Annotated in this window: 8 protein-coding genes; all 8 read left to right on the forward strand. The window is 62.1% G+C overall.

Going from position 1 to position 23,528, the window contains the following annotated elements; translation table 11 throughout:
• Positions 1–123 precede the first annotated feature (123 nt).
• The 8 genes from pgaA to C4K39_RS00845 all read left to right on the forward strand — a co-directional run bounded on the left by pgaA (position 124) and on the right by C4K39_RS00845 (position 23,526).
• Entirely contained in the window at positions 124–2,601 is a 2,478-nt protein-coding gene (pgaA, locus tag C4K39_RS00810) for a poly-beta-1,6 N-acetyl-D-glucosamine export porin PgaA (RefSeq protein WP_124345439.1), read from the forward strand.
• A gap of 12 nt (positions 2,602–2,613) precedes the next feature.
• Positions 2,614–4,611, forward strand: coding sequence for a poly-beta-1,6-N-acetyl-D-glucosamine N-deacetylase PgaB (gene pgaB, locus C4K39_RS00815; protein WP_068576230.1), 1,998 nt, complete (start codon positions 2,614–2,616; stop codon positions 4,609–4,611).
• 3 nt (positions 4,612–4,614) lie between these two features.
• Entirely contained in the window at positions 4,615–5,964 is a 1,350-nt protein-coding gene (gene pgaC / locus C4K39_RS00820; RefSeq protein WP_124345440.1) for a poly-beta-1,6-N-acetyl-D-glucosamine synthase, read from the forward strand.
• On the forward strand, positions 5,964–6,476 hold the full coding sequence (pgaD, locus tag C4K39_RS00825) for a poly-beta-1,6-N-acetyl-D-glucosamine biosynthesis protein PgaD (protein WP_068576655.1): 513 nt from the start codon (positions 5,964–5,966) through the stop codon (positions 6,474–6,476). The genes pgaC and pgaD overlap by 1 nt, the downstream gene beginning before the upstream one ends.
• Positions 6,477–7,063: 587 nt before the next feature.
• Positions 7,064–8,797, forward strand: a complete 1,734-nt coding sequence (locus C4K39_RS00830; protein ID WP_068576653.1) for a ShlB/FhaC/HecB family hemolysin secretion/activation protein — start codon at positions 7,064–7,066, stop codon at positions 8,795–8,797.
• Between the two features lie 27 nt (positions 8,798–8,824).
• Positions 8,825–22,240 (forward strand): hemagglutinin repeat-containing protein, encoded by a 13,416-nt coding sequence (locus C4K39_RS00835; protein ID WP_124345441.1) that lies wholly within the window; start codon positions 8,825–8,827, stop codon positions 22,238–22,240.
• Positions 22,240–22,620: a hypothetical protein gene (locus C4K39_RS00840; protein WP_124345442.1), complete on the forward strand. Its 381-nt coding sequence runs from the start codon at positions 22,240–22,242 to the stop codon at positions 22,618–22,620. Before C4K39_RS00835 ends, C4K39_RS00840 begins: the two co-directional genes overlap by 1 nt.
• A gap of 339 nt (positions 22,621–22,959) precedes the next feature.
• Positions 22,960–23,526 carry a hypothetical protein gene (locus C4K39_RS00845; protein ID WP_124345443.1) on the forward strand — a complete coding sequence of 189 codons (567 nt, stop codon included), beginning with the start codon at positions 22,960–22,962 and terminating at the stop codon, positions 23,524–23,526.
• Positions 23,527–23,528: the final 2 nt, after the last annotated feature.

Raw genomic sequence — 23,528 nt, forward strand, 5'->3', positions numbered from 1 at the left:
CTGAACTAACCTACGTGGAAGACTTCTCCCGGAAAGTTTCGCCGGGTCGCTTGGTCCCGGTCGCCGGGGGGTGTACAGGCGTGGACGCGGCACTCCGGCCAGCCATGTAAAGGTGCTGACGAAATGCAATGCACTGTTCATCCTGCTCGCCGCTTTGGCCTGCGCCCGTTGTTTCGTCTGGCACTGTGCAGCCAGCTGCTGTTGCCCGGGCTGGCATTCGCCGACGCCGCCTATGACCAGTTGATCATCCAGGCCCGGTCGGGCAGTTATGCCCCGGCCCTGAGCCACTTGCGCCAGGTACCGGCCAACCAGTTGACCAACGGGCTGGTCAGTGACCATTTGCAGATCGCCAGCTGGGCCGGGCTGGATAGTGAAGTGGTGAATGTCTACGAGACCCAGGGGCGCAATCGCGTGCTGCCAGTGCAGGCACTGACCGCCACCGCCCGGGCCTATCGCAACCTCAAGCAGTGGGACAACGCCACCCGGCTCTATCGCCAGGCGCTGGAGCGCGATCCCAAGAACGCCGACCTGCAACTGGGCCTGGCCCTGACCCAGGCCGACGCCGGCCAGCCCGCCGAAGCCGTGGCCCGGGCCCGGGCGCTGGTGGCCGCCAAGCCGGAGGATCCGAACCGGCGCCTGGCCCTGGGCTACGCCCTGACCCGGGCCAACCAACCCCAGGATGCCCTGGTGGAGTACGACCAGGCCTTCGTCCGTGCCGGCGAGCGGCCCGACGTACTGCGCGAGTACATCTATGCCCTGCAACGCGCCCGCCTGCCGGAGCCGGCCGTGCGCCTGGCGCACCAGCATCCGGGGTTGATCGACCCGGTCATCCAGCGGCGCATGGAGGCCGACCTGGCTGCCGAGCGGGTGCGCCTGTCGGAGCTGGCCAGCCGCAGCGAGAAGGAGCGCTTCGTGGTGGCCGATCGCGCCCTGGCCGACTACGACGCACTGTTCGCCGCCTGGGGCAACGATCCCAAGGCCCAGGACGACGTGACCCGCTGGCGCATCGACCGCCTGGGGGCGCTCAAGTCCCGGGCGCGGACCGCCGAGGTGATCAGCGAGTACGAGCAACTGACCGCCGCCGGCGTGGCCATTCCCACCTACGCCCTGCGCTGGGTCGCCTCGGCCTACCTCGACCAGCGCCAGCCGGAGGTTTCCGCCGACCTGTATCGCAAGGTACTGAGCGCCCCGGATGCCGACCGAGGCAATCGCGTCGAAGACACCACCGGCCTGTACTACTCGCTGCTGGAAAGCGAACAGCCCGAGGCGGCGCTGAAGGTGGCCAACGACCTGGCCAACAGCGAGCCCCAGCGCATCCAGCTGGTGGGGCAGACGGTGGGCGATCCCAACGACGACTGGATGGACGCGCAACTGCTGGCCGCCCAGGCCGGTACCTACGGCAATAACCTGCCTGACAGCGAGCAGCGCCTGGACGACCTGGCCACCAAGGCCCCGGGTGATGTCAGCGTGCGCCTGGCCCAGGCCAACCTGTACCTGGCCCGGGAGTGGCCGCGGCGCTCGGAAAACCTGCTCAAGGAAGTCGAGAGCGTGGCGCCGCGCGATGTCGCCCTGGAAGTCGCCCAAGGGCACACCGCCAAGGATCTGCAGGAATGGCGGCAACTGGATGCGCTGACCGACGATGTGGTCGAGCGCTATCCGGAGAACCGCTCGGTGCAACGTCTGGCCCGGGAGCGTGAAGTGCACGATATGGCCGAGCTGCGGGTCTCGACCTATGGCGGCAAGAGCAACGGCGGCGGCAGCAATGGCGCCGGGGCCGTCTCCGGGAGCCGCGATTTCGGCATTGAGAGTCGGCTCTACAGCCCGCCCATCGATGAAGACTGGCGCGTGTTCGCTGGCGTCGGCTACGCCATGGGTGACTTCCAGGAGGGCAAGGGCAACCACCGCTGGCAGCTGCTGGGTGTGGAACGGCGCACCCGCGACATGACCCTGGAGGCCGAGGTCTCCAACCACTCCTATGGCTACGGCAACAAGACCGGCGCCCGCATAGCCCTGGCCCGGGACATCGACGATCACTGGCAGTACGGCGGCAGCCTTGACTACCTCACCGCCGCGACCCCGCTGCGGGCGCTCAAGAACGACATCAGCGCCAACGGCGGCAGCGCCTTCCTGCGCTGGCGCGCCAACGAAAGCCGGGAGTGGAAACTGTCCCTGAGCCCCTCGCACTTCAGTGATGGCAACAACCGTTTCGAAGCCCTGCTCACCGGCCGCGAAGGGGTGTACCGCTCTCCCGAAGTCCAGGTCGACCTGGGCCTGGAGGTCGGTACCAGCCACAACACCCGGGACGACGCGCCGTACTTCAATCCCAAGTCCGACTTCAGCGTCTTGCCGACGGTGAACGTCAACCATGTGCTCTACCACCGCTACGAAACCTCCTGGAGCCAGCAGTTCCAGTTCGGCGTCGGTACCTACAGCCAGCGCGACTATTCCACCGGCGGTGTCGGCCTGGTCAGCTACGGCCAGCGCTATAGCTGGAACGACGTGTTCGATATCGGCGCGGTGCTGAGCGTGATCAACCGACCCTACGACGGCGAGCGGGAAACCGACTTGCGCCTGGCCGTGGACCTTACCTATCGCTTCTAGAGGACGGTGACGATGAGCCTGATCGAGCGTTGCATCCTCTTGCTGGGCGCGCTGCTGCTCAGTGCTTGTTCCCAGCCTGCCGCGGACTTCGTCACCCCGGCGCAACGACCGTTGCCGAACAACGAAGCGCCCTGGCCGAAAAACCATGTGCTGGGCATCGCCTACCACGATATCGAGGATCGCAACCCGGACCAGCGCGTGGTGGCGGTGCGCACCGACCGTATGCTCCAGCAACTGGCCTGGTTGCGGGAGAACGGCTACAAGCCGGTCACCGTAGACCAGATCCTGGCGGCACGCCGGGGCGGTCCGGACTTGCCGGCCAAGGCCATCCTGCTGAGTTTCGACGACGGCTACTCGAGCTTCTATACCCGGGTCATGCCGGTGCTGCGCAGTTATCGCTGGCCGGCCCTCCTGGCCCCGGTGGGCACCTGGATCGACACCCCGGCCGACCAGCCGGTGAACTTCGCCGGCGACCTGCGGCCGCGCTCGCAATTCTTGACCTGGGCGCAGATCCGCGAGATCTCCCGTTCCGGCCTGGTGGAGATCGCCGCCCACACCGACAGCAGCCACCTGGGCATCCTCGGTAACCCCCAGGGCAACATGCAGCCCGCTGCCGCGACCCGACGCTACGACCCGCGCACCGGACGCTATGAAAGCGAGGCGCAGTTCCAGGCGCGGATGCGCAAGGATGTGAGCACCATCTCGGACAAGATCCTGGCGGCCACCGGCTATCGTCCGCGGGTCTGGGTCTGGCCCTATGGCACGGCCGATGGCTCGACCCTGCAAGTGGTCGACAGCCAGGGCTTCAAGCTGGCGCTGACCCTGGACGATGGCCTGGACAGTCTCGACAACCTGATGAGCAGCCCGCGTTTCCTGGTGGTCTCGGACCCTGACGGCATCCACTTCTCCAACAGCATCGTCGGCACCGAGACCATGGCGCCCATGCGCGTGGTGCACGTGGACCTGGACAACGTCTACGACCCGGACCCCAAGCAGCAGGAGATCAACCTCGGCAAGCTGGTGCAGCGCATGGCCGACCTGGGGGCCAATACCGTGTTCCTCCAGGCCTTCGCCGATCCCAAGGGCGACGGGCTGGTGCAGTCGCTGTACTTCCCCAATCGCCACCTGCCGATGCGTGCCGACCTGTTCGACCGGGTCGCCTGGCAATTGCGCACCCGCTCCCACGTCAAGGTCTATGCCTGGATGCCGGTGCTCAGTTTCGACCTGGACGCCAGGCTGCCCCGGGTCACGCGCTGGGATCCGCAGACCGGCCAGGTGGCGGTCGATCCGAAGCAATACCGGCGCCTGTCGCCTTTCGACCCGCAGGTACGCCGCCTGATCGGCGACCTGTACGAGGATGTGGCGCGCATGACCTCGGTGGACGGCATCCTGTTCCATGACGACGCCGTGCTCTCGGATTTCGAGGATGCCAGCCCCGAGGCTCTGCGTGCCTATGCCGCCCAGGGGCTGCCGGGTTCCATCGCCGGGCTGCGCGACGACCCCGCCGCGTTGCAACGCTGGACCCGCTTCAAGAGCCGTTACCTGATCGACTTCACCCATGAACTGGCGGCCAAGGTCCGGGCGATCCGCGGGCCCCAGGTGCAGACCGCGCGCAACCTGTTCGCCGAGCCGATCATCAATCCCCAGAGCGAAACCTGGTTCGCCCAGAACCTCGACGATTTCCTCGTCAGCTATGACTGGACCGCGCCCATGGCCATGCCGTTGATGGAAGGGCAAAGCCCACGGCACTCCGGGCCCTGGCTGGAAGCCCTGGTGGATCAGGTGCGCACCCGCCCCGGTGCCTTGCAGCGCACGGTCTTCGAACTCCAGGCCCGGGACTGGACCCAGAAGCCTGCCAGCGATTTGCCCGCCACGCAGATGGCCGACTGGATGGGCCGGCTCAAGCGCCAGGGTGCCATCAACTTCGGTTACTACCCGGACAACTTCCTCGAGAACTCACCGGACCTGAAGACCTTGCGGCCCGCGCTCTCCAACAAATGGAGTCCATGAATCATGATGGATCGTATCTTCGCTGTGGTGGTCCTGGCGCTGGTCATGGGGGTACCCCTGGGCCTGATCTTCGTGGTGACTGGCGAATTCCTCATGGATTTCGTCTTCTACTACCCATTGTTCATGTCGGCGTTGTGGATCGCCGGAGGCCTGTATTTCTGGCTGCACTGGGAGCGCCACTGGCCGTGGGACGACGATACCCTGCCGCCTCCGCTGGCCGGCGAGCCGCTGATCAGCATCCTCATCCCTTGCTACAACGAGGGGGATAACGTCGCTGATACCATCCAGGCGGCCCTGGCCCAGCACTATCCGAACATCGAAGTGATCGCCATCAACGATGGCTCCAAGGACAACACCGGGCCGATCCTCGACCAGTTGGCCGTCCTCGACCCCCGCCTGCGGGTGCTGCACCTGGCGCAGAACCAGGGCAAGGCGGTGGCCCTGCGCATGGGCGCGGTGGCAGCCCATAGCGAGTACCTGGTGTGCATCGACGGTGATGCGTTGCTGGCGCCCAACACGGCGGCCTACCTGGTGGCGCCAATGCTGGATAACCCACGCCTGGGCGCGGTGACCGGCAACCCGCGCATTCGTACCCGCTCGACCCTGGTGGGCCGGGTGCAGGTGGGCGAGTTCTCCTCGATCATTGGCCTGATCAAGCGCACCCAGCGGGTGTTCGGCAAAGTCTTCACGGTCTCCGGGGTGATCGTCGCCTTCCGCCGCACGGCCCTGCATCGGGTGGGCTACTGGAGCCCGGACATGATCACCGAGGACATCGACGTCAGCTGGAAGCTGCAACTGGACCATTGGTACGTGTTCTTCGAGCCCCGCGCCTTGTGCTGGATCCTGATGCCCGAAACCCTGCGCGGCCTGTGGAAGCAGCGGTTGCGCTGGGCCCAGGGTGGTGCCGAGGTGTTGTTCAAGAACATCCGTGGCATCTGGGAATGGCGGCATCGCTACCTGTGGACCCTGTTGTTCGACTATTGCCTGTCCACCGGTTGGGCCTTCACCTTCCTGCTGTCGGTGATCTTCTGGGCCCTGGGCAAGTTCATCGTCATGCCCGAGGCCATCGCGGTGCACACCATCGTGCCGCCGGCCTTCACCGGCCTGGTGCTGGCGATGGTTTGCCTGGCCCAGTTCGCGGTGAGCATCCTGATCGACCGCCGCTACGAGAAGGACCTGTGGAAAACCATGTTCTGGGTGGTCTGGTACCCCCTGGCGTTCTGGTTCATCAGCCTGTTCACCACCCTGGTGAGCTTTCCCAAGGTGTTGTTCAGCGAACACCGCAAGCGCGCGCGTTGGATCAGCCCGGACCGAGGGATCAAGCCCATCGATGACAAAGAGGAGGCGCGCTGATGAAAATCATCCGCACCCGCCAGCGCCCCTTCCTGGTGATAGTCGATGTCTTCTTCACCCTGTTGGCCTGGGCCGCGCTCCTTTATTTGCTGATCCGTGGGCTTTGGCCGTTGCTTGCCAGCCATGAAGGGCCAAGGTTCGAGGCCGGTGTGCTCGATGCCCTGACCACCCTGCAGTTCTATGGGTTGGTAGCAGTGATCAACGCGGTGCTGCTGATCTCCTGGGCCCGCTATCGCCAGCGGCGCAGTCGCAACTACCCACCGCGTCTGCCGGCCCCGGCGGTGGACGACAAGCGCCTGAGCGAGACCTTCAAGCTCAGCGATGCCACCTTCGCCCAGATGCGCCAACCCGGCAGCCTGGTCGTGCACAACGACGCGGAGGGTGGCATCAGCCATGTCACCACCCAGTTCTACCGCATCCAGCCCGAGGACCAGCCCCATCCGCCCCTGGTAGCCGAACCGCCACCACGGGTGATCCACCTGCGCTCGGAGGGGGATGAGGACAAGGCCTAGTGCGATGACCATGACCCCATGACCCCATGCACCCGCATGGCTGGTTTGAAATGAGTAACCCGGGCTTTGAGGCCCGGGTTTTTTATTACCGTTCGTCGGCAATATGAAGTGTGCAGTGAGAAATTTATAATTTCTTTTTATATCAACTAGTTAGTTTGATTTTTAGGAAGTTTCCGAAATTCCGTAAATTATTGACGCCATGGATGACTGCTGACTATTTGCCCGGATATGCTCTGCAGCGCTGTTCGGTAACGTGTACGCCAGCGTTTCAAACAACCTGGCAGTGCCTGTGCCTGAGACCGAAATGCGGTTGTTAATGCACCGCTTTTTTTGCGGGAAAATCCCCTGGAACAAGGGGTTTTCCGGTGTTTTGCGGGGTCTGGCGCGAATGGCGGATAACACTTTGATATATATGATTTTTTCATAGTCATGGTGATTGTTTTGAATATTCGATCATTCGCCATGGATCATTCTTATAGACAAGAAAGTGTTCAGTCTAAGTTGTCGATAGTTAATTGACGCCTGGCTGGTGGCAAATTAGCATCGCCCGCTTTGTTGACTCTTGCTGCTGTTTCGAAGGATCGAACATGTATTTTCCTACCCTCGGGATGAGGTTGTGTTGTGTGTTGTCCTGCCTGGTGTTTTTGGCCGGCTCACTGAACAGTGCTTCTGCTGCCTCGCTGAACAATCCTGGTGACCAGGACCTGATTCGCGAGCGCCAGAACCGCCTGCTGGAAGAGCAGCAACGGCGCCTCGAAGACCTCAAGGACCTGCCTGGCAAGAGCGCGCTGCCGGTGGCGCCGACGGCCCCGACCGACAGCCGCTGCTTCCCCATCGAACACATCGAGCTCAAGGGTGCCGACGCCCTGTCCGCCGCCGAGCGCGAGCGCCTGCTCAAACCCTATATCGGCCAGTGCCTGGGCGTGGCCCAGCTCAACGAGTTGCTCAAGGTCATTACCGACCACTACATCGCCAAAGGCCTGGTCACCAGTCGTGCCTACCTGCCGCAGCAGGACCTGTCCCGCGGGCACCTGCAGGTGCTGGTGGTGGAGGGCCGCCTTGAAGGCCTGAAGGCGGCCGAAGGCAGCAAGCTCACGGCGCGCGAGCTGGACATGGCGTTTCCCGGGAGTGTCGGGCAACTGCTCAACCTGCGGCAGATCGAGCAGATGGTCGACCAGCTCAACCGCCTGCCGTCGAACCAGGCACAGATGGAACTGGCCCCCGGCCAGGCGGTGGGTGGCAGCGAGGTGCTGGTCAAGAACACCCCGCAAAAGCCCTGGCGGGTCGGTCTGTCCCGCAGCAACGACGGGCAGAAGAGCACCGGCGAGCAGCAATGGGGCAGCTCCTTGGAATGGGACAGCCCCCTGGGCCTGGCTGACCAGCTGGTGCTGCGCGGCGGCCATGACGCAATCAGCGATCACCAGAAGACCTCGCGCAATGCGATGCTCTACTACAACCTGCCGCTGGGCTGGTGGAACCTGAACTACAGCTACAGCCAGAGCGAGTACCGTTCCCTGGCCCAAGGCCAGGGCTTCAACTTCAAGCAGACCGGCGACAGCCAGAACCACCAGTTGCGCGTGGAGCGGGTGATCCATCGCGACTCGGTGAGCAAGACTTCGCTCAACGCCGGCCTGACCCACCTGCGCACCAACAACTACATCGAAGACAGCAAGCTGAGCACCAGCAGCAACCGCTTGAGCGAAATGCAGTGGGGCATCAACCATGGCCGGCGCATTGGCGGGGCCTTCGTCAACCTCGACCTGGGCCTGCAAGAGGGGGTCGGCCTGTTCGATGCCCAGCGCCAGTCCGAGCGCGACCAGTACGGCAACCGCCAGGCCAACGCCCGCTACCGCAAGTACACCGCCACCGCCAGCTACCTGCAGCCGTTCAAGCTGTGGGACGAGTCCCTGGTGTTCAGCAGCCTGGTCACCAGCCAGCGCAGCGAAGACATCCTGTTCAGCTCCCAGCGCATGAGCCTGGGCAGCCAGTCCTCAATCCGCGGCTACAAGGACCAGAGCCTCAACGGCGACAGCGGCTACTACTGGCGCAACGACCTGCGCTGGAGCCGCCCGGTGACCTGGGACTGGCTGCGCCCGGTGTTCGCCGAGTACGGCACGGGGCTGGGGTATGACGTGGGTGCCATTCGCCACGACCGCTACAACGCCGAGCAGCACGGGCGGGTGTCCAGCGACTCCATCGAGTTGTTCGCCCGTGGCCAGCACCTCGCCGCCAGCGTGACCTTCGCCCATTCCCTCGAGCGGCCAGATGCCCTGAGTGACCGCGAAGCCCCGATCTATTTCCGCCTGGATCTTTTTCTCTAATTTCGCTCTTTACCCGAGATACCCGACATGGACGTTCGTCAGTTTGCCTTCCTGGCCCGCCAGCCCTCCGCCGCCCTGCAATCGCGTGATTCGTTCTGGGGCCTGTCCAAGCGTGGCCTGGCGTTCATCCTGGCCAACGTGATGTTCTGGCAGCCGCTGGTGGTGATGGCCGACGGCATCGTAGTCAACGGCAGCGGCACCACGCTCGGCCAGGCGGGCAATGGCGTGCCTGTCGTCAACATTGCCGCGCCCAATGGCGGTGGGTTGTCCCACAACAAGTTCAGCGACTACAACGTCGGCCAGCAGGGCGTGATCCTCAACAACGCCACCGACCGTACCCAGTCCACGCAACTGGGCGGGATCATCCTCGGCAACCCCAACCTGGGTGGCCGCGCGGCCAATGTGATCCTCAACGAGGTCAACGGCGGCAGTCCGAGCCAACTCAAGGGCTACACCGAAGTGGCGGGGCAATCGGCCCATGTGATCGTCGCCAACCCCTACGGCGTCACCTGCAATGGCTGCGGGTTCATCAACACCCCGAAAACCACCCTGACCACCGGCAAGCCGGTGATCGAGAATGGCCAGCTGCAGCGCTACCAGGTGGACCAGGGCAGCGTGGCCATCGAAGGTGCAGGGCTCAACGCGAGCAATATCGACCAGTTCGAGATCATCACCCGCAGCGCCAAGGTCAACGCCCAGATCCAGGCCCGGCACCTGGCGCTGGTCACGGGCGCCAACGACGTCGACGCCCAGACCCTCAAGGCCACCGCCCGGGCCGCCAACCCGGCGGATGCACCGCAACTGGCCATCGACTCCTCGGCCCTGGGCGGCATGTACGCCGGGGCGATCAAGCTGGTGGGCACCGAAGCCGGCGTGGGGGTGAAGCTCGACGGCAAGCTGATCGCCAGCGGTGGCGATATCCAGCTCGACGCCAACGGCCAGTTGCGCATGGCCCAAGTGACGGCCGACAAGGGCGCAGTGGCGATCAAGGCCCAGGGCCTGGAGACCCAGGGCGCGGTGTATGCCGGGACCGAACTGAAGGTTGAAACCCAGGGCGACCTGCACAACCGCAACAACCTGGTGGCCCGGGACCGCATCACGCTCACCAGCGGCGGCGCCTTGAACAACCAGGGCATCATCGAGGCCGGGGTCAATGCCGACAACAGCCGCAATGCCCAGGGCGATTTGAGCCTGAGTGCGCAGAGCCTGAACAACGCCGGCAAGAGCCTGGTGGCCAGCCGTGATGTGAGCGTGACCACCACGCAAACCCTGGACAACCAGGGCGGCACCCTCAGCGGGCAGCGCCAGGTCACGGTCAATGCCGGGACCCTGGACAACCGCCACCAGGGCCGGGTGCTCAGTGCCGGTAACACCGACCTGACTGCCGGCCAGCTGCTCAATACCCAGGGTGGCCTGGTCAACAGCGGCGCCAATCTCAACGCCCAGGTGGGGCGGGTGGACAACAGTGGCGGCGAGCTGTCCACCCCCGGCAACCTGACCCTGCAAGTGACCAGCCTGGACAACGTGGCGGGCCTGGCATCCGCTGGCCAGCACCTGCGCCTGGACGCCAGCGGCACGCTGAACAACCGCACCGGCCAGCTCACCAGCTTGCAAACCCTGGAGCTCAAGGCCGCGAAGGTTGACAACAACGCGGGACGCATCGCCAGCAACCAAACTCTGAATGCCAGTGTCTCGGGCCTGGAGCAGGGCAATGGCGGACGCCTGACCAGCACCACGGAACTGACCCTGGACCTCAATCACGGCCACCTGGACAACCAGGGCGGTCTGATCAACGCCCCGAGGCTGGCGTTGAAGAATCTCGACAGCGTGGACAACCGCCATGGCGAGATTTCCAGCGCCCAGGCCTTCACCCTGATGGCTCGAAGCCTGGATAACAGCCATGGCAAGTTGTTGGCCAACCAGGCCCTGACCCTGCGTCTTGACCAGGCGCTGGTCAACGTTGAAGGCCTGATCTTTGCCACTGGCCTGGATGCCCAGGCCGCCAGCCTGGATAACCATGACGGCGTGCTGACCAGCAAGGCCGACCTGGCCCTGGGCCTGGCTGACGCTGCGAATAACCAGGGTGGGGAGATTTCCAGCCTCGGGACCACTCGCATCAAGGGCACCCGCCTGGATAACGGCGACGGCCAGGTGAGCGGCGATGCGGCACTGGACATTACCCTGAGCGGCGCCCTGGACAACCGCAAGGGCATGCTTGGCTCGGCCTTGAGCCTCGACCTCAATGCCGCCAGCCTGGACAACCGCGAGGGTGGCAGCCTGGTCAGCGATGGCCGTCTGAATGCCCATCTCCAGGGGCTGCTGGACAACCAGCAGGGTACGATCAACGCCAAGGGTGCGCTTGAGGTGCAGGCCAGTCGGCTGGACAACCGCCATGGCAGCCTCGATGGCAAGGACTTGCTGACCTTGCGCGCCGATGCCCTGGATAACCGCACCGGCAAGCTGCGGGCCCAACAGAAGCTGCAACTCGACGTCGAGCAACTGGATAACCGCCAGCAAGGGCTGTTGCATAGCCTGGCGGCCCTGAGCTTCAAGGGCGCGCACCTGGACAACCGTGGTGGGCTGCTCAGCGCCGCAGGGCCGTTGCGCCTGGAGGCCGCCAGCCTGGATAACGGTACAGGGCGGATTTCCAGCAAGAGCACCCTGGTCGCCCAGCTCACCCGCGTCCTCAACCAGCATGGCGAGTTGGTGGCCGAAGGCGACCTGGAGCTCAGTGGGGCCTCCCTGGATAACCGCGAGGGTGGCCTGGTAGGCGGCACAAAAGCGCTGAAACTGGACGTGGCGCAGGTCGATAACCGAGGAGGGGAGATTTCCAGCAGCCAGGGCCTGACCCTGCACGGCACGCGCCTGGACAACAGCGACAGCGGCAAGCTCCTGGCCGGGACCGACCTGGGCTTGCACATGAGCCAGGTGCTCAACCAGAACCAGGGCCTGCTGTTTTCCAAGGGCACGGCGAACCTCACAGGGCAAACCCTGGATAACACCCGGGGCCGACTGGTGGCGCAGCAAGGGCTGGACATTGGCCTGGACCACGCCCTGGACAACCTGCAAGGGCAGATCAGCAGCGAAGGCCTGTTGAACGCCCGGGTCGGCAACCTGGACAACACCGACGGCAAGCTGTCGAGCGTGGGAGCCCTGGAACTGGCCAGTAGCGCGGCACTGGTCAATCGCAACGGCTCGATCACCACCGACGCCGGGTTGCTCATCCACAGCCAGGACCTGGACAACAGTCAGCAGGGCCTGCTGAGCGGCAAGGGTGCGACGCGGATCGACACGGGCATCCTGGATAACACCCAGGGTGGCAAGCTGGTCAGCGGCGACAGCCTCGAACTCAAGGCCACCCAGCTCAGCAACGGCCAAGGCAGTCGGATCGCCAGTGAAGGCGCCCTGGACGCCAGCGTCAGCGGTTTCGATCAACAAGGCGGCGAGCTCTTCAGCAAGAGCGCCTTGACCCTGGACCTCAACCAGGGCCGGTTGACCAACCACAAGGGCTTGATCAATGCACCGCTGCTGGTGCTGAAGAACCTGGCCGAGGTGGACAACCAGGATGGCGAGATCTCCAGCGCCCAGGCTTTCACCCTGGCCGCTCGCAGCCTGGACAACGGCAGCGGCAAGCTGATCAGCCAGCAGGGCCTGACCCTGCGCATCGAACAGGCCCTGAGCAACCTCAAGGGCCTGGTGTCGGCCAAGACCCTGGATCTGCACAGCCAAAGCCTGGACAACGGCGCCGGGCTGATCAGCAGTCGCGGTACGCAATTACTCAAGGTCGACACTCGCCTGCTCAACCAGGACGGCACCGTGATCGCCGATGAACGCCTGGAGCTGCAGGCCGCTGGCGTGGATAACCGCAAGGGGCAGGTATCCGGCAAGGCCGAGGTGGTCGCCAGGATCGCCAGCCTGGACAACCAGGGCGGGCAACTGGTGGCTGGCAATACCCTGCTGCTGCGTGGCGATTCCCTGGACAACCGCCAGGGTGGCCTGGTGGGTGCGACCCAGGGGCTGCAACTGACGGTCGCGGCCATGGACAACCGTGGCGGTGAATTGTCGAGCCGGGCCGACGTGACCCTGGGCGGCAGCCACCTGGACAACGGCGATGGCGGCAAGGTGCTCAGCGAGGGGCGCCTGGCCCTGGTCGTGGCCCAGGTGCTCAACCGCAACAAGGGTCTGCTCTCGGGCAAGGCCGGCCTGGGCCTGGATGGCAGCCACCTGGACAACACCGATGGCCTGTTGCTGACCCAGCAAGACCTCAAGGTGCGCCTGCAAGGCGATCTGGACAATCGCCAGGGCCTGATCAGCGCCGAGGGCAACCTGACGCTCGAAGGCCAGGCCCTGGATAACCGCCGGGGCAGTGTTTCCAGTGCCCAAGCCTTGACCCTGGAACAGCGTGGGGACGTGCTCAACCAGCAGGGCGAGATCGTCACCGATGGCGCGTTGCTGCTCGGCAGTGCCGGCCTGGATAACCGCAACGCGGGCAACATCAGCGCCAAAGGCGCCGCTCATGTGGTTACCACCGCTGTGGACAACAGCCAGAACGGTCGCTTGAACAGCGGTGCCAACCTGACCCTGAAAACCGGACGCCTGACCAACCAGGACGGCGGCCGCGTGGCCAGCGCCGGTGCCTTGGACGCCAGCCTCACCGGTCTTGACCAGCAGGGCGGCCAGCTGTTCAGCAACACCGCCCTGACCCTGGACCTGGGCCAGGGGCCGTTGAACAACCATAAAGGCCTGATCAACGCACCGTTGCTGGTGCTCAAGAACCTTGGGCAGGTGAACAACCAGGGCGGTGAGATCTCCTCGGCCCAGGCCTTCACCCTGGCCGCGCAAAACCTCGACAACAGCAATGGCAAGGTCCTGAGCAATCAGGCCCTGACCCTGCGCATCGACCAGGCCCTGGGCAACCTCAAGGGCCTGATCGCAGCGGCGGCCCTCGATGTCCGGGCCGCCAGCCTGGATAACAGCGGCGGCACCCTGACCAGCCGTGGCGATCTCGACCTGCAATTGGCAGGCGCCTTGAACAACAGCCAGCAAGGCCTGATCAACGCCACCGGTAGCTTGAACCTCGACAGCAGCGCCGTGGACAACCGCGGTGGTTCGCTCCTGGGCGGCGCCATTGCCGTGGACCTGGGCAACGCCACCGGCGACGTGAACAACGACGATGGCCTGATCAGCACCGACGGCCAACTGCGCATCACCCACCTGCGTGACCTGAGTAACCGCCGCGGCGAAGTCTCCAGCCACCAGAGCCTGGAGTTGGCGGCGCGCAAGCTGGACAACAGCGCCGGCAAGCTGATCAGCAACCAGCAGTTGAACCTCACGGCCCAAGGCCTGGACAACCAGGGCGGCCTGGTTTCCGGTTGGCAGGGCCTGAGTGCCAACCTGGGCAGCCTGGACAACCGCAACCTGGGAACCCTGTCCAGTCGCAGCGGTGCACTGGATGCCCAAGTCAGCGGCGACCTGCAAAACAGTGGTGCCGGGGCCCTGGTCAGCCAGAAAGCCCTGACGGTGGCGGCGGCCAACCTGGACAACAGTAACGGCGGCATCCTCTCCAGCGGTGCCGGGCAGAGCCTGAACGTCAGCGGCCTGCTGAGCAATGCCCAGGGAGGCCTGATCGACAGCGGCGCGACCCTGGTGCTGAACGCCATGACCCTGGGCAACGCCAGCGGCACCATCAATGCCCAGCAGGCGCTGAGCCTCAACGCCACGCGCCTGGACAACAGCCACGGGAGCTTGGTGGGCAATGCCGCGGTGACCCTCGACCTGCTGGGCAACCTGGACAACACCCAGGGCAAGTTGGCCAGTGGTGGCCCGCTGCGTATCGAGCGGGCCGGGCAGATCGACAACCAGGGCGGGCAGCTTGCCAGCCAGGGCCTGTTGAAGCTGTTCGCGGCCGGCCTGGACAACCGCAATCGCGGCACGGTGGCCGCCAACGAACAACTGACCCTGCATGTCGACGGCGCCTTGCACAACAGCGGCGACGGCCTGATCTACAGCCAGAATGCCGCTATCGATTTGCGTGCCGCCAGCCTGGCCAATGCCAAGGGCACCCTGCAAAGCCAGGGTGCCCTGGACCTGACCACGGGCGATATCGATAACCAGGGCGGGCACCTTGTGGCCAAGGCCGGCGACCTGACCCTCGCCGCCGGGGCCCTGGATAACCGCGGTGGTGTGCTGTCCAGTCTCCAGGGAGCACTGACCGCCAACCTGGATGGCGTGCTGAAAAACGGCTACGACCTGAATGACAAACGCCAGGGCGGCGTGATCCAGGCCCAGCGCCTGAGCCTCAGGGCCCTGGCGGGTATCGACAACTACGGTGGGCGCATTTCGGCACAAAGTGACGACGCGCTGATCAGCACCGGCGACTTCGACAACCGCAACGGTGGTCTTTATGCCAAGGGCCTGGTCAAGGTCTCTGGCGGCAACTTCGATAACAGCGGCGACCAGGACGGGCAGATCGCTGGCCGGCAGATCGATCTCGACCTCAGCGGTGCGCTGAACAACCGCCTGGGCATCATCGAGAGCGACAGCACCCTGGCGATCAAGGCCGCCAGCCTCGACAACCAGGCCGGGCAACTGCGCGCCCTGGGCACCAGCGGCAGCACCCGATTCGAGATCGGCGGGCAGTTCGACAATCGCAATGGCACCCTGGAAAGCGCCAACACGGACTTGAGCCTGGGCGTGGGCAGCTTCCTCAATGGCGGCGGCAGCCTGTTGCATGTCGGCCGGGGCACCTTCGACATTGCCACCGCCAACGTCACCGGCGCCGGCGGCAGTATCGTCACTCGCGGTGGGCTGACCCTCAACGCCGACAGTTGGAACAACAGCAACGTGATCCAGGCCGGGCGCCTGACGGTCAACGTCGGGCAATTCAGCCAGAGTGCCAGCGGCCAGTTGCTGGCCAGCGAGGCGCTGGTCGGCAGCGGTGGCAACTGGAGCAACGATGGCCTGATCGCCAGCGATGCCAGCCTCAGTCTCAACCTGAACGGTGCCTACTCGGGCAGTGGTCGCGTGAGCAGCCGCGGCACCCTGGGCCTGACAGCCGGGCAACTGGACCTCAACAGTGCCGCCAGTATCGCTGGCGGTGGCGACACCTCGGTGTCGGTGGCTGGCCAATTGAACAATGCCGGGCGCCTGACCTCCGCTGCCAGGCTCGACCTGGTCGCGGGCGGTATCGCCAACCAGGGAACCCTCGGCGCGGGCGGTGACCTGGTACTGACCACCGGTGCCCTGGTCAACGACCATGGGCTGGTATTCAGTGGCGGCGACATGGGCTTGCGGGTCGAGAGCCTGACCAACAGCTATGCCGATGTGTACAGCCTGGGCAACCTGGCGATCGACCGGGATGGCAAGGGCACCCTGGCCAACCGTATCGTCAACCGTTCCGGCTCGCTGCAAAGCGATGGGTCGATGGCACTGGCGGCCAGTACCATCGAGAACGTGCGGGCAGTGCTGAAAACCGACAACAAGGGCATCTACACCGCTCGCATCGGCGAAATCGCTTGTATCAAGGGGGTCAACGCCGGGGACTGTGGGGGCAAGCGCAACCACGTCTGGGAAGTCGTCCAGCGTGACAAGTTCGAAGTCACCGAGGCTAGCGCCGCATCGAGCATTACCGCTGGCGCCAACCTGACGATCAAGGGCGGCGACCTGCTCAACCAGAGCAGCACCATCGCCGCCGGGGGTGGCCTGGTCGCCACGGTCAACAACCTGACCAACAGCGGCATCGAAACCGGCGAGACCGAAACCACCCGGGTGTTCCGCTCGCAACGGACCAAGAACGCAGGGTCCTGGTACAACGTCGCCAGTGCCGTCACCAACAAATACTGGTTCCAGAGCGCGGGTTACAACCCCAATGACCTGGGCGGCCTGGAAGGTGCCTTGGCCGGCTTTATTGGCATGACCGAGGCTGAGCTGCCGCAGTTTGGCAAGAGTGTAAAAATCGCCGGTGGCGACCAGAGCTATGCGGCGGTGATGCAAGCCGGTGGCGCCGTGAACATCAACGCTGGCAACGGCATCGATAACAGCGTGGTACGCCCGGGCTATACCTACATTGGCAGTGGCGCCCGGACCAACACCGACGCGCCCGGCACCACCTTCGCGACCCGTATCACGCTCAACCAGCAGTTGCCACCAGACCTTGCCCAGCAGCAGGTCAATCCCCTGGCCCTGCCCGGCTTCAGCCTGCCGACGGGTAAAAACGGCCTGTTTCGCCTCAGCGGCCAGAGCGGCAGTACGCCCGCCACCACGGCTCCACAGAGCTGGACCATGGGCGGTGCGAGCCTGAGCAGCACGCAGCGCCAGCAAGGCCAGGCGGCTCCCCAGGTGCGGGACATCAACATGGCCGATACCGCCCAGGTGACTGCCCGTTCCGCCGACCTGAACGCGGTCGCTCCGGTCCTGGCCCAGGTCGGTGGCGAGGCCCGGGTGGTCGACAGCAGCCTGCCTGCCACCGGCACGGTACCAGGGCCAGTGCTGCCCGGGCGTTCGACGGCGGATGCAGGCATCAGCCAGCCCGCCACCCTGAACGGCCAGTCGCAGATGCCGGTCAGCGTCGAGCGCGTACAGGGCCTGCCGGACAGCAGCGTGCGCAGCAATCCGCACAAGTACCTGATCGAAACCAACCCGGTCCTCACCGACCTCAAGCAGTTCATGAGCTCCGACTACTTGTTGTCCAACCTGGGCTACAACCCGGACGACAGCGCCAAGCGCCTGGGCGATGGCTTCTACGAACAGAAGCTGATCCAGCAAGCGGTAACCGCCCGCACCGGCCAGCGCTTCATCAATGGCCAGGACACCGACGAGAAGCTGTTCAAGTACCTGATGGACAACGCCATCAAGAGCAAGCAGCAGCTCAACCTGGCAGTCGGAGTGAGCCTGACCTCCGAGCAGGTGGCGGCCCTGACCCACGACATCGTCTGGTTGGAAAATGCCGAAGTGAATGGCGAGCAGGTGCTGGTGCCGGTGCTCTACCTGGCCCACTCCAACAATCGCCTGGCACCCAATGGCGCCTTGATCGCTGGCAGCGACGTCAACCTGATCGCCGGGCAAGACCTGAACAACGTCGGCACCCTGCGGGCGACCAACAACCTTTCGGCCCAGGCCGGACAGAACCTGGTCAACAGCGGCCTGGTGGAGGCTGGCAACCGCCTCGATCTGCTGGCGGGCAACAACCTGGTGAACAAGGCTGGAGGCATCATCGCTGGCCGTGATGTGAACCTCACCGCGACCCGGGGCGACGTGCTCAACGAGCGCACCTTGACCAGCCACCAGAGCAGCAACGGCAGCTACGCCCAGCAACGGGATTTCGTCGACAACGCGGCCAGGGTGGAGGCTGCGAACAACCTGGTCATCAACGCCGGACGCGACCTGAACAACAACGGCGGTGTGCTCAAGAGCGGTGCGGATACCAGCCTCAAGGCGGGGCGTGACGTCAACCTCAGCGCGGTGGAGCAGGTGGTCAGCAACGACCGGGGCACACGCTACAACGACCTGAGCGTGACCCAGAACGGCTCCAGCTTGCAGTCCGGGCGTGATCTTGCGATCAGCGCAGGGCGCGACATCACCGCCATCGCCAGCCAGATCGAGGCCAAGCGCGATGTGACGATGTCGGCCACGGAAAACCTGAACCTGGTTTCAGCCGCCAATGAGCAGCACTCGGCGAGCAAGACCAAGAAGGTGACGAGCCAGGAGGATCATGTTCAGCAGGTGTCGACCACCCTGGCCGCTGGCGGCAATGTCACGCTCAAGGCCGGTGAAGATCTGCAATTGATTGCCAGCCGGGTGACGGCGGGGAATGAAGCTTATTTGTATGCCGTGGGTGATGTGAACCTGGATGCGGCCCAGAACAGTGACTACAGCTACTACCGCAAGACCAAGACCAGTAGCTCAGGGCTTTCCAGCACTCAGAAAACACGTATCGACAGCAGCAGTTCAACCACGCAGGAGGGATCCTCCGTCAGTGGCGATAAAGTGGTTGTGCGCGCTGGGCAGGATATCGGCGTTACTGCCAGCAATGTCGTATCCACCCAATCCACCAGCCTGGTCGCTGGGCGCAATGTCGCCATCGACAGTGCTACGCAAACCAGTGAAGAAAGTCATTCGACGTCGAAGAAGAAATCCGGCCTGTTGAGCAGTGGCGGTATCGGCTTCACCTTGGGATCGTCTTCGCTTCAGAACACCTCGACCAGCTCCAGCGAGAATGCCAAGGTCAGTACCATCGGCAGTGTGCTGGGCAACGTCGATATCCAGGCCGGCAAGGACCTGGGCATAAAAGGATCTGACGTCGTCGCCGGCAAGGACATCAACCTCGTTGGGCAGAATGTCAGCATCCTTGCGGCGGAGAATCACAACCGCAGCGAGCAGACCTCCAAGAGCAAGACCAGCGGCCTGACCCTGGCTCTTTCCGGCACCGTTGGCAGCGCTATCGATACGGCGTACCAGACAACCAAGCAAGCCAAGGAAGAAGACGACAGTCGGCTCTCTGCCCTGCAAGGCATAAAGGCCGGCCTTACAGGTATCCAGGCCTGGCAGGCAGCGCAGCAAAATGGCGGGATGAACGCTGACAATGTGGGGCAGTTCGTTGGCATCAGCCTGTCCCTTGGGTCGCAGAAGTCCAGTTCCAAGCAAACCCAGGAACAGACAGTGAGCCAGGGGAGCAGCCTGAATGCGGGAGGAAGTCTCAGCATTCTGGCTACCGGCAAGGAGAGTCTTGGAAGCGATGGCGACATCAATGTTCATGGCAGCAAGTTGCAGGCTGCCAAGGACCTCAAACTCGTAGCCAATCGCGATATCAATCTGGATGCCGCGGCAAATACCCAAAGGCTGGATGGCAAGAACAGCAGCAGCGGTGGCGCCGTTGGGGCGAGCATCGGATTTGGCTCCAGTGGTGCCGGGCTGAGCATCTTCGCCAACGGCAACAAGGGAACGGGTAATGAGAAAGGTAACGGTACTACCTGGACCGAAACCACCCTAGACGCCGGTAACCACGCCAGCCTGGTCAGTGGCCGGGATGCCACGCTCAAGGGCGCGCAGGTCAACGCCGACAAGATCACCGCCAATGTAGGACGTGACCTCACACTGCAAAGCTTGCAGGACACAGACAACTACAAGTCCAAACAGAGCAATGTCAGCGCAGGGGCGAGCTTTACGATTGGCACGATGACGGGCAGCGGGTCCCTCAGTGTCAGCCAGAGCAAGATCGACTCCAAATACCAGAGCGTGCAGGAGCAAACCGGGCTGTTTGCCGGTAAGGGCGGCTATCAGGTTGAGGTAGGCAAGCACACTCAACTTGATGGCAGTGTTATTGCCAGTACAGCAGAAGCCGACAAGAACCGGCTGAGTACTGGCACCTTGGGCTGGAGTGACCTCAAGAACAAGGCCGATTACACAAGCCAGATCCAGAGCGCCAGCGTCAGCAGCGGCAACGGCGGTACGGACGGTTTTATCAGCAATATGCCCAGTGGCACGTTGATCGCCTACAACCACAGTGGCAGTGCCAGCGGCACTACTTCATCGGCGATCTCCAACGGCACTCTGGAAATCCGTGACCCCAGCCTGCAGAAGCAAGACGTAACCACCCTCAGCCATGACGTCGAACATGCCAACGGCAGCATCAGTCCGATCTTCGATAAGGAGAAGGAGCAGAAGCGCCTGCGGCAGGTGCAACTGATTGGCGAGATTGGCACTCAGGTGACGGACATCGTTCGTACCGAAGGTCAGCTTAAGGCCGACAAAGATGCGAGCGATGAGCTGGAGAAACTAGGCATCCATCGACCTGGAAAAAATGCCAGCAAAGAGGAGGTCGATAACTACCAGCAGAAGTTGATTGCCACTGATGCGTACCAACGGATCATGGGCAAGTACGGTACCGGTGGTGACTACCAGCGCGTCGCGCAAGCGGTAACGGCGGCCCTGCAAGGGCTGGCAGGCGGGGACATTGGCTCGGCACTTGCCGGTGCCTCCGCACCGTATCTGGCACAGCTCATCAAGAAAACCACGGGCGACAATACAGCCCTCAACGCCATGGCTCACGCAGTGCTGGGAGCCGCGGTAGCCCAGGCCCAAGGTAACTCGGCAATCGCGGGCGCCGCGGGAGCGGCAGGTGGAGAGCTGGCAGCTCGATTGATCACCCAGCAGTTGTACGGCACCAGCGATACCAGCTCCCTCAGCGAAGAACAAAAGCAGACAGTGGCCGCGCTATCGACGTTAGCCGCTGGGCTCGCGGGGGGAATTGCCAAGGGCGATAGCGCGGGTGCTATTGCAGGTGCTGGGGCTGGCAAGAATGCTGTGGAGAACAACTTATTAGCGAATAAGTACGGCGTCGACAAGTTGAATGAAGCCAGCTTGGTAGCGCTTCATGAAAAACTGGTGGCCGCAAAAATCGGCGGTATGAACGACTTGCAGGACAAGTTTTCTGCCTGTGCTGGAGATGGAGGTTGTGAGCGTGCGGTACGCAATGAGTACCGGCAGCGGGAAAAAGAGTCTGGAGAAAACCTGGTTGCGTTGTATCAGGCAGGAGGACTAAGCCAAGAGGAGTTGAATCTTCTTTTTGGAAAATATGCACGCATCATGATGGAGGGTGCGAAAGAAGGGCAATTGAGTTCGGGTTGGGGCGGGATTCTTGGAGATATCTATACCCTCAACGGAAATGACTGGACTCCAATTGGAACCATCAGCAACCCGTATCTGGCTCTAGTCAGAAGCAGTGAGCAGATTGCCGAGTGGAAAAAGCAGGGTTTAAGTGACGAAAAAATTCGTGAGCTATCTCTTAAGGACGGTGTTATCAGTTCGGTCCTGGCTCCCGTAGATGTTAATGGTGTCACGAACCTACTAAATAATGGCGCCTCAAAGGAGGAGCTCATCCGGTTTGCCATGATTGCCGCTTTTGGCAGGGCGGCCAGTGGTAGCAGTAAGCTTTCAAAGGTTACAGACGGATCGAGTGGATCTGGGGGGAATGTAGGACCTACACTTCCAAAGAATTTTAACGAGTCAGTCCTCGGCCATAACACCCAGATCGGCGTTAGAAACAGTAAAGCGGGTACGATTTCCGGTGCTCACAACAGAGATGCGTTTCTGGAATCGATCGAGTTAACAGGTGCAAAAATCACCAATAAAATCACAGATGCCCGTTTTCCTGGCCTTATTGAATATAGCTATCAGTTACCTAGAACTAATACTAAGCGTGAATTAATAGGTGGGTATAAGCCTGTGTCCACAAAAACAACTTACGATCCAAGGGTTTTACCAGATGATAAAGTGGCTGACATGTCTAGTCGTGCGGCAATCCAAGCTGATGCTATATTCAAAGCAAAACCGAATGAGAGAGAGGCTAGCATTAAAATTGATGGCTACTATTTTCAGGTAACACGTAATAGCAGAACTGGAGAAATAACAAACTCTTTCATAACTATCCCTCCTAGGACTAAGTAATGAGTAGCTTGTTTTGGCTTGAAGAACTCAAAAATTCATTTGCCTCTACGGGTTTAAATTATGAAGACCTTTATGAGGTAATAAAGTCTTCTGTAGATAGGGGCAGAATTAATTTTCCTGCGTTTATCTATGAGGCTTCGAAGGGTTTTGGTTTCTCTGTCGCGGAGGGATATTTCTATTCTCTTGATCAAGATTGGGATGATCCTGAAGAATTCAATGAGGTCAGTTTTTTTCTGGGAGAAGCGGAAACTTCAAGTATGCCTGTGGCTGAGTATGTCTTCTTGATGAAGATTGCAGCTGACGTTTACTCTTCTTTCTTTCCTGAACAAAGGGATAGTGTTCTACGTTCCGCTAATAAGCTAGAGGAACGTTACTCATAGGGTGAAAAAATGAGAGAGAGGTTTACTATGTGCTCTAGATAACTCGAATGGTTAACCTGCCTAGGCTAAAAAAATACCAGTTTTTGAGAGGATTTTTACAATGCCTTAGAGCATGTTTGATAATTATTAGTTTGTCTCTCTTAGAATGACTGGGCGGCTCATTTATTTTGGAAAGTATGCACGCATCCTGATGGAGGGTGCGAAAGAAAGGCAGTTGAATTCGGGCTGGGACGGGATTCTTGGCAATGTTTATATCCTCAACGGAAATGACTGGACTTCCATTGGAACCATCAGCAACCCGTATCTGGCTCTGGTCAGAAGCAGTGAGCAGATTGCCGAGTGGAAAAGCAGGGTTTAAGTGACGAAAAAATTCGTGAGCTATCTCTTAAGGACGGTGTTATCAGTTCGGTCCTGGCTCCCGTAGATGTTAATGGTGTCACGAACCTACTAAATAATGGCGCCTCGAAGGAGGAGCTCGTCCGGTTTGCCATGATTGCCGCTTTTGGCAGGGCGGCCAGTGGTAGCAGTAAGCTTTCAAAGGTTACAGACGGATCGAGTGGATCTGGGGGGCAAGCGGCAAAAGCAAACATAAATATTGCTAAGGACTTTATTAGTAAACCTCAGTCCATCTGGGGGCGTTCGGCAGATGAAATAGCAAATGACTTCAGAGCCGCCGGCTATGAGATAAATGTGCGTCAATCTACTCGTGGTTCTGGTCAGGCTCTAATTGTGGAGGTAAAAGGGCATCCCCAAATTTCGCAAATCCAGGTTCACCCTGGTGGAGGTCAGCATGAAGGAGCTTATTATAAAGTCTCTACGACAACAGAGGGGACTATAAAGGTAGTTGATCCTTCTACTTATAAGCCGACTCCAGGAGAGAAGGCTAAGATTGTTTTTGGAGGTTAGTT

This window comes from Pseudomonas sessilinigenes (assembly GCF_003850565.1).
Lineage (GTDB): Bacteria > Pseudomonadota > Gammaproteobacteria > Pseudomonadales > Pseudomonadaceae > Aquipseudomonas > Aquipseudomonas sessilinigenes.

Bases quoted from the DNA above. Each gene is read 5' to 3' on its own strand.
- C4K39_RS00840 (WP_124345442.1), top strand. From the start codon at position 22,240: ATGAGTAGCTTGTTTTGGCTTGAAGAACTCAAAAATTCATTTGCCTCT.
- C4K39_RS00830 (WP_068576653.1), top strand. From the start codon at position 7,064: ATGTATTTTCCTACCCTCGGGATGAGGTTGTGTTGTGTGTTGTCCTGC.
- pgaA (WP_124345439.1), top strand. From the start codon at position 124: ATGCAATGCACTGTTCATCCTGCTCGCCGCTTTGGCCTGCGCCCGTTG.
- pgaC (WP_124345440.1), top strand. From the start codon at position 4,615: ATGATGGATCGTATCTTCGCTGTGGTGGTCCTGGCGCTGGTCATGGGG.
- pgaD (WP_068576655.1), top strand. From the start codon at position 5,964: ATGAAAATCATCCGCACCCGCCAGCGCCCCTTCCTGGTGATAGTCGAT.
- C4K39_RS00835 (WP_124345441.1), top strand. From the start codon at position 8,825: ATGGACGTTCGTCAGTTTGCCTTCCTGGCCCGCCAGCCCTCCGCCGCC.
- pgaB (WP_068576230.1), top strand. From the start codon at position 2,614: ATGAGCCTGATCGAGCGTTGCATCCTCTTGCTGGGCGCGCTGCTGCTC.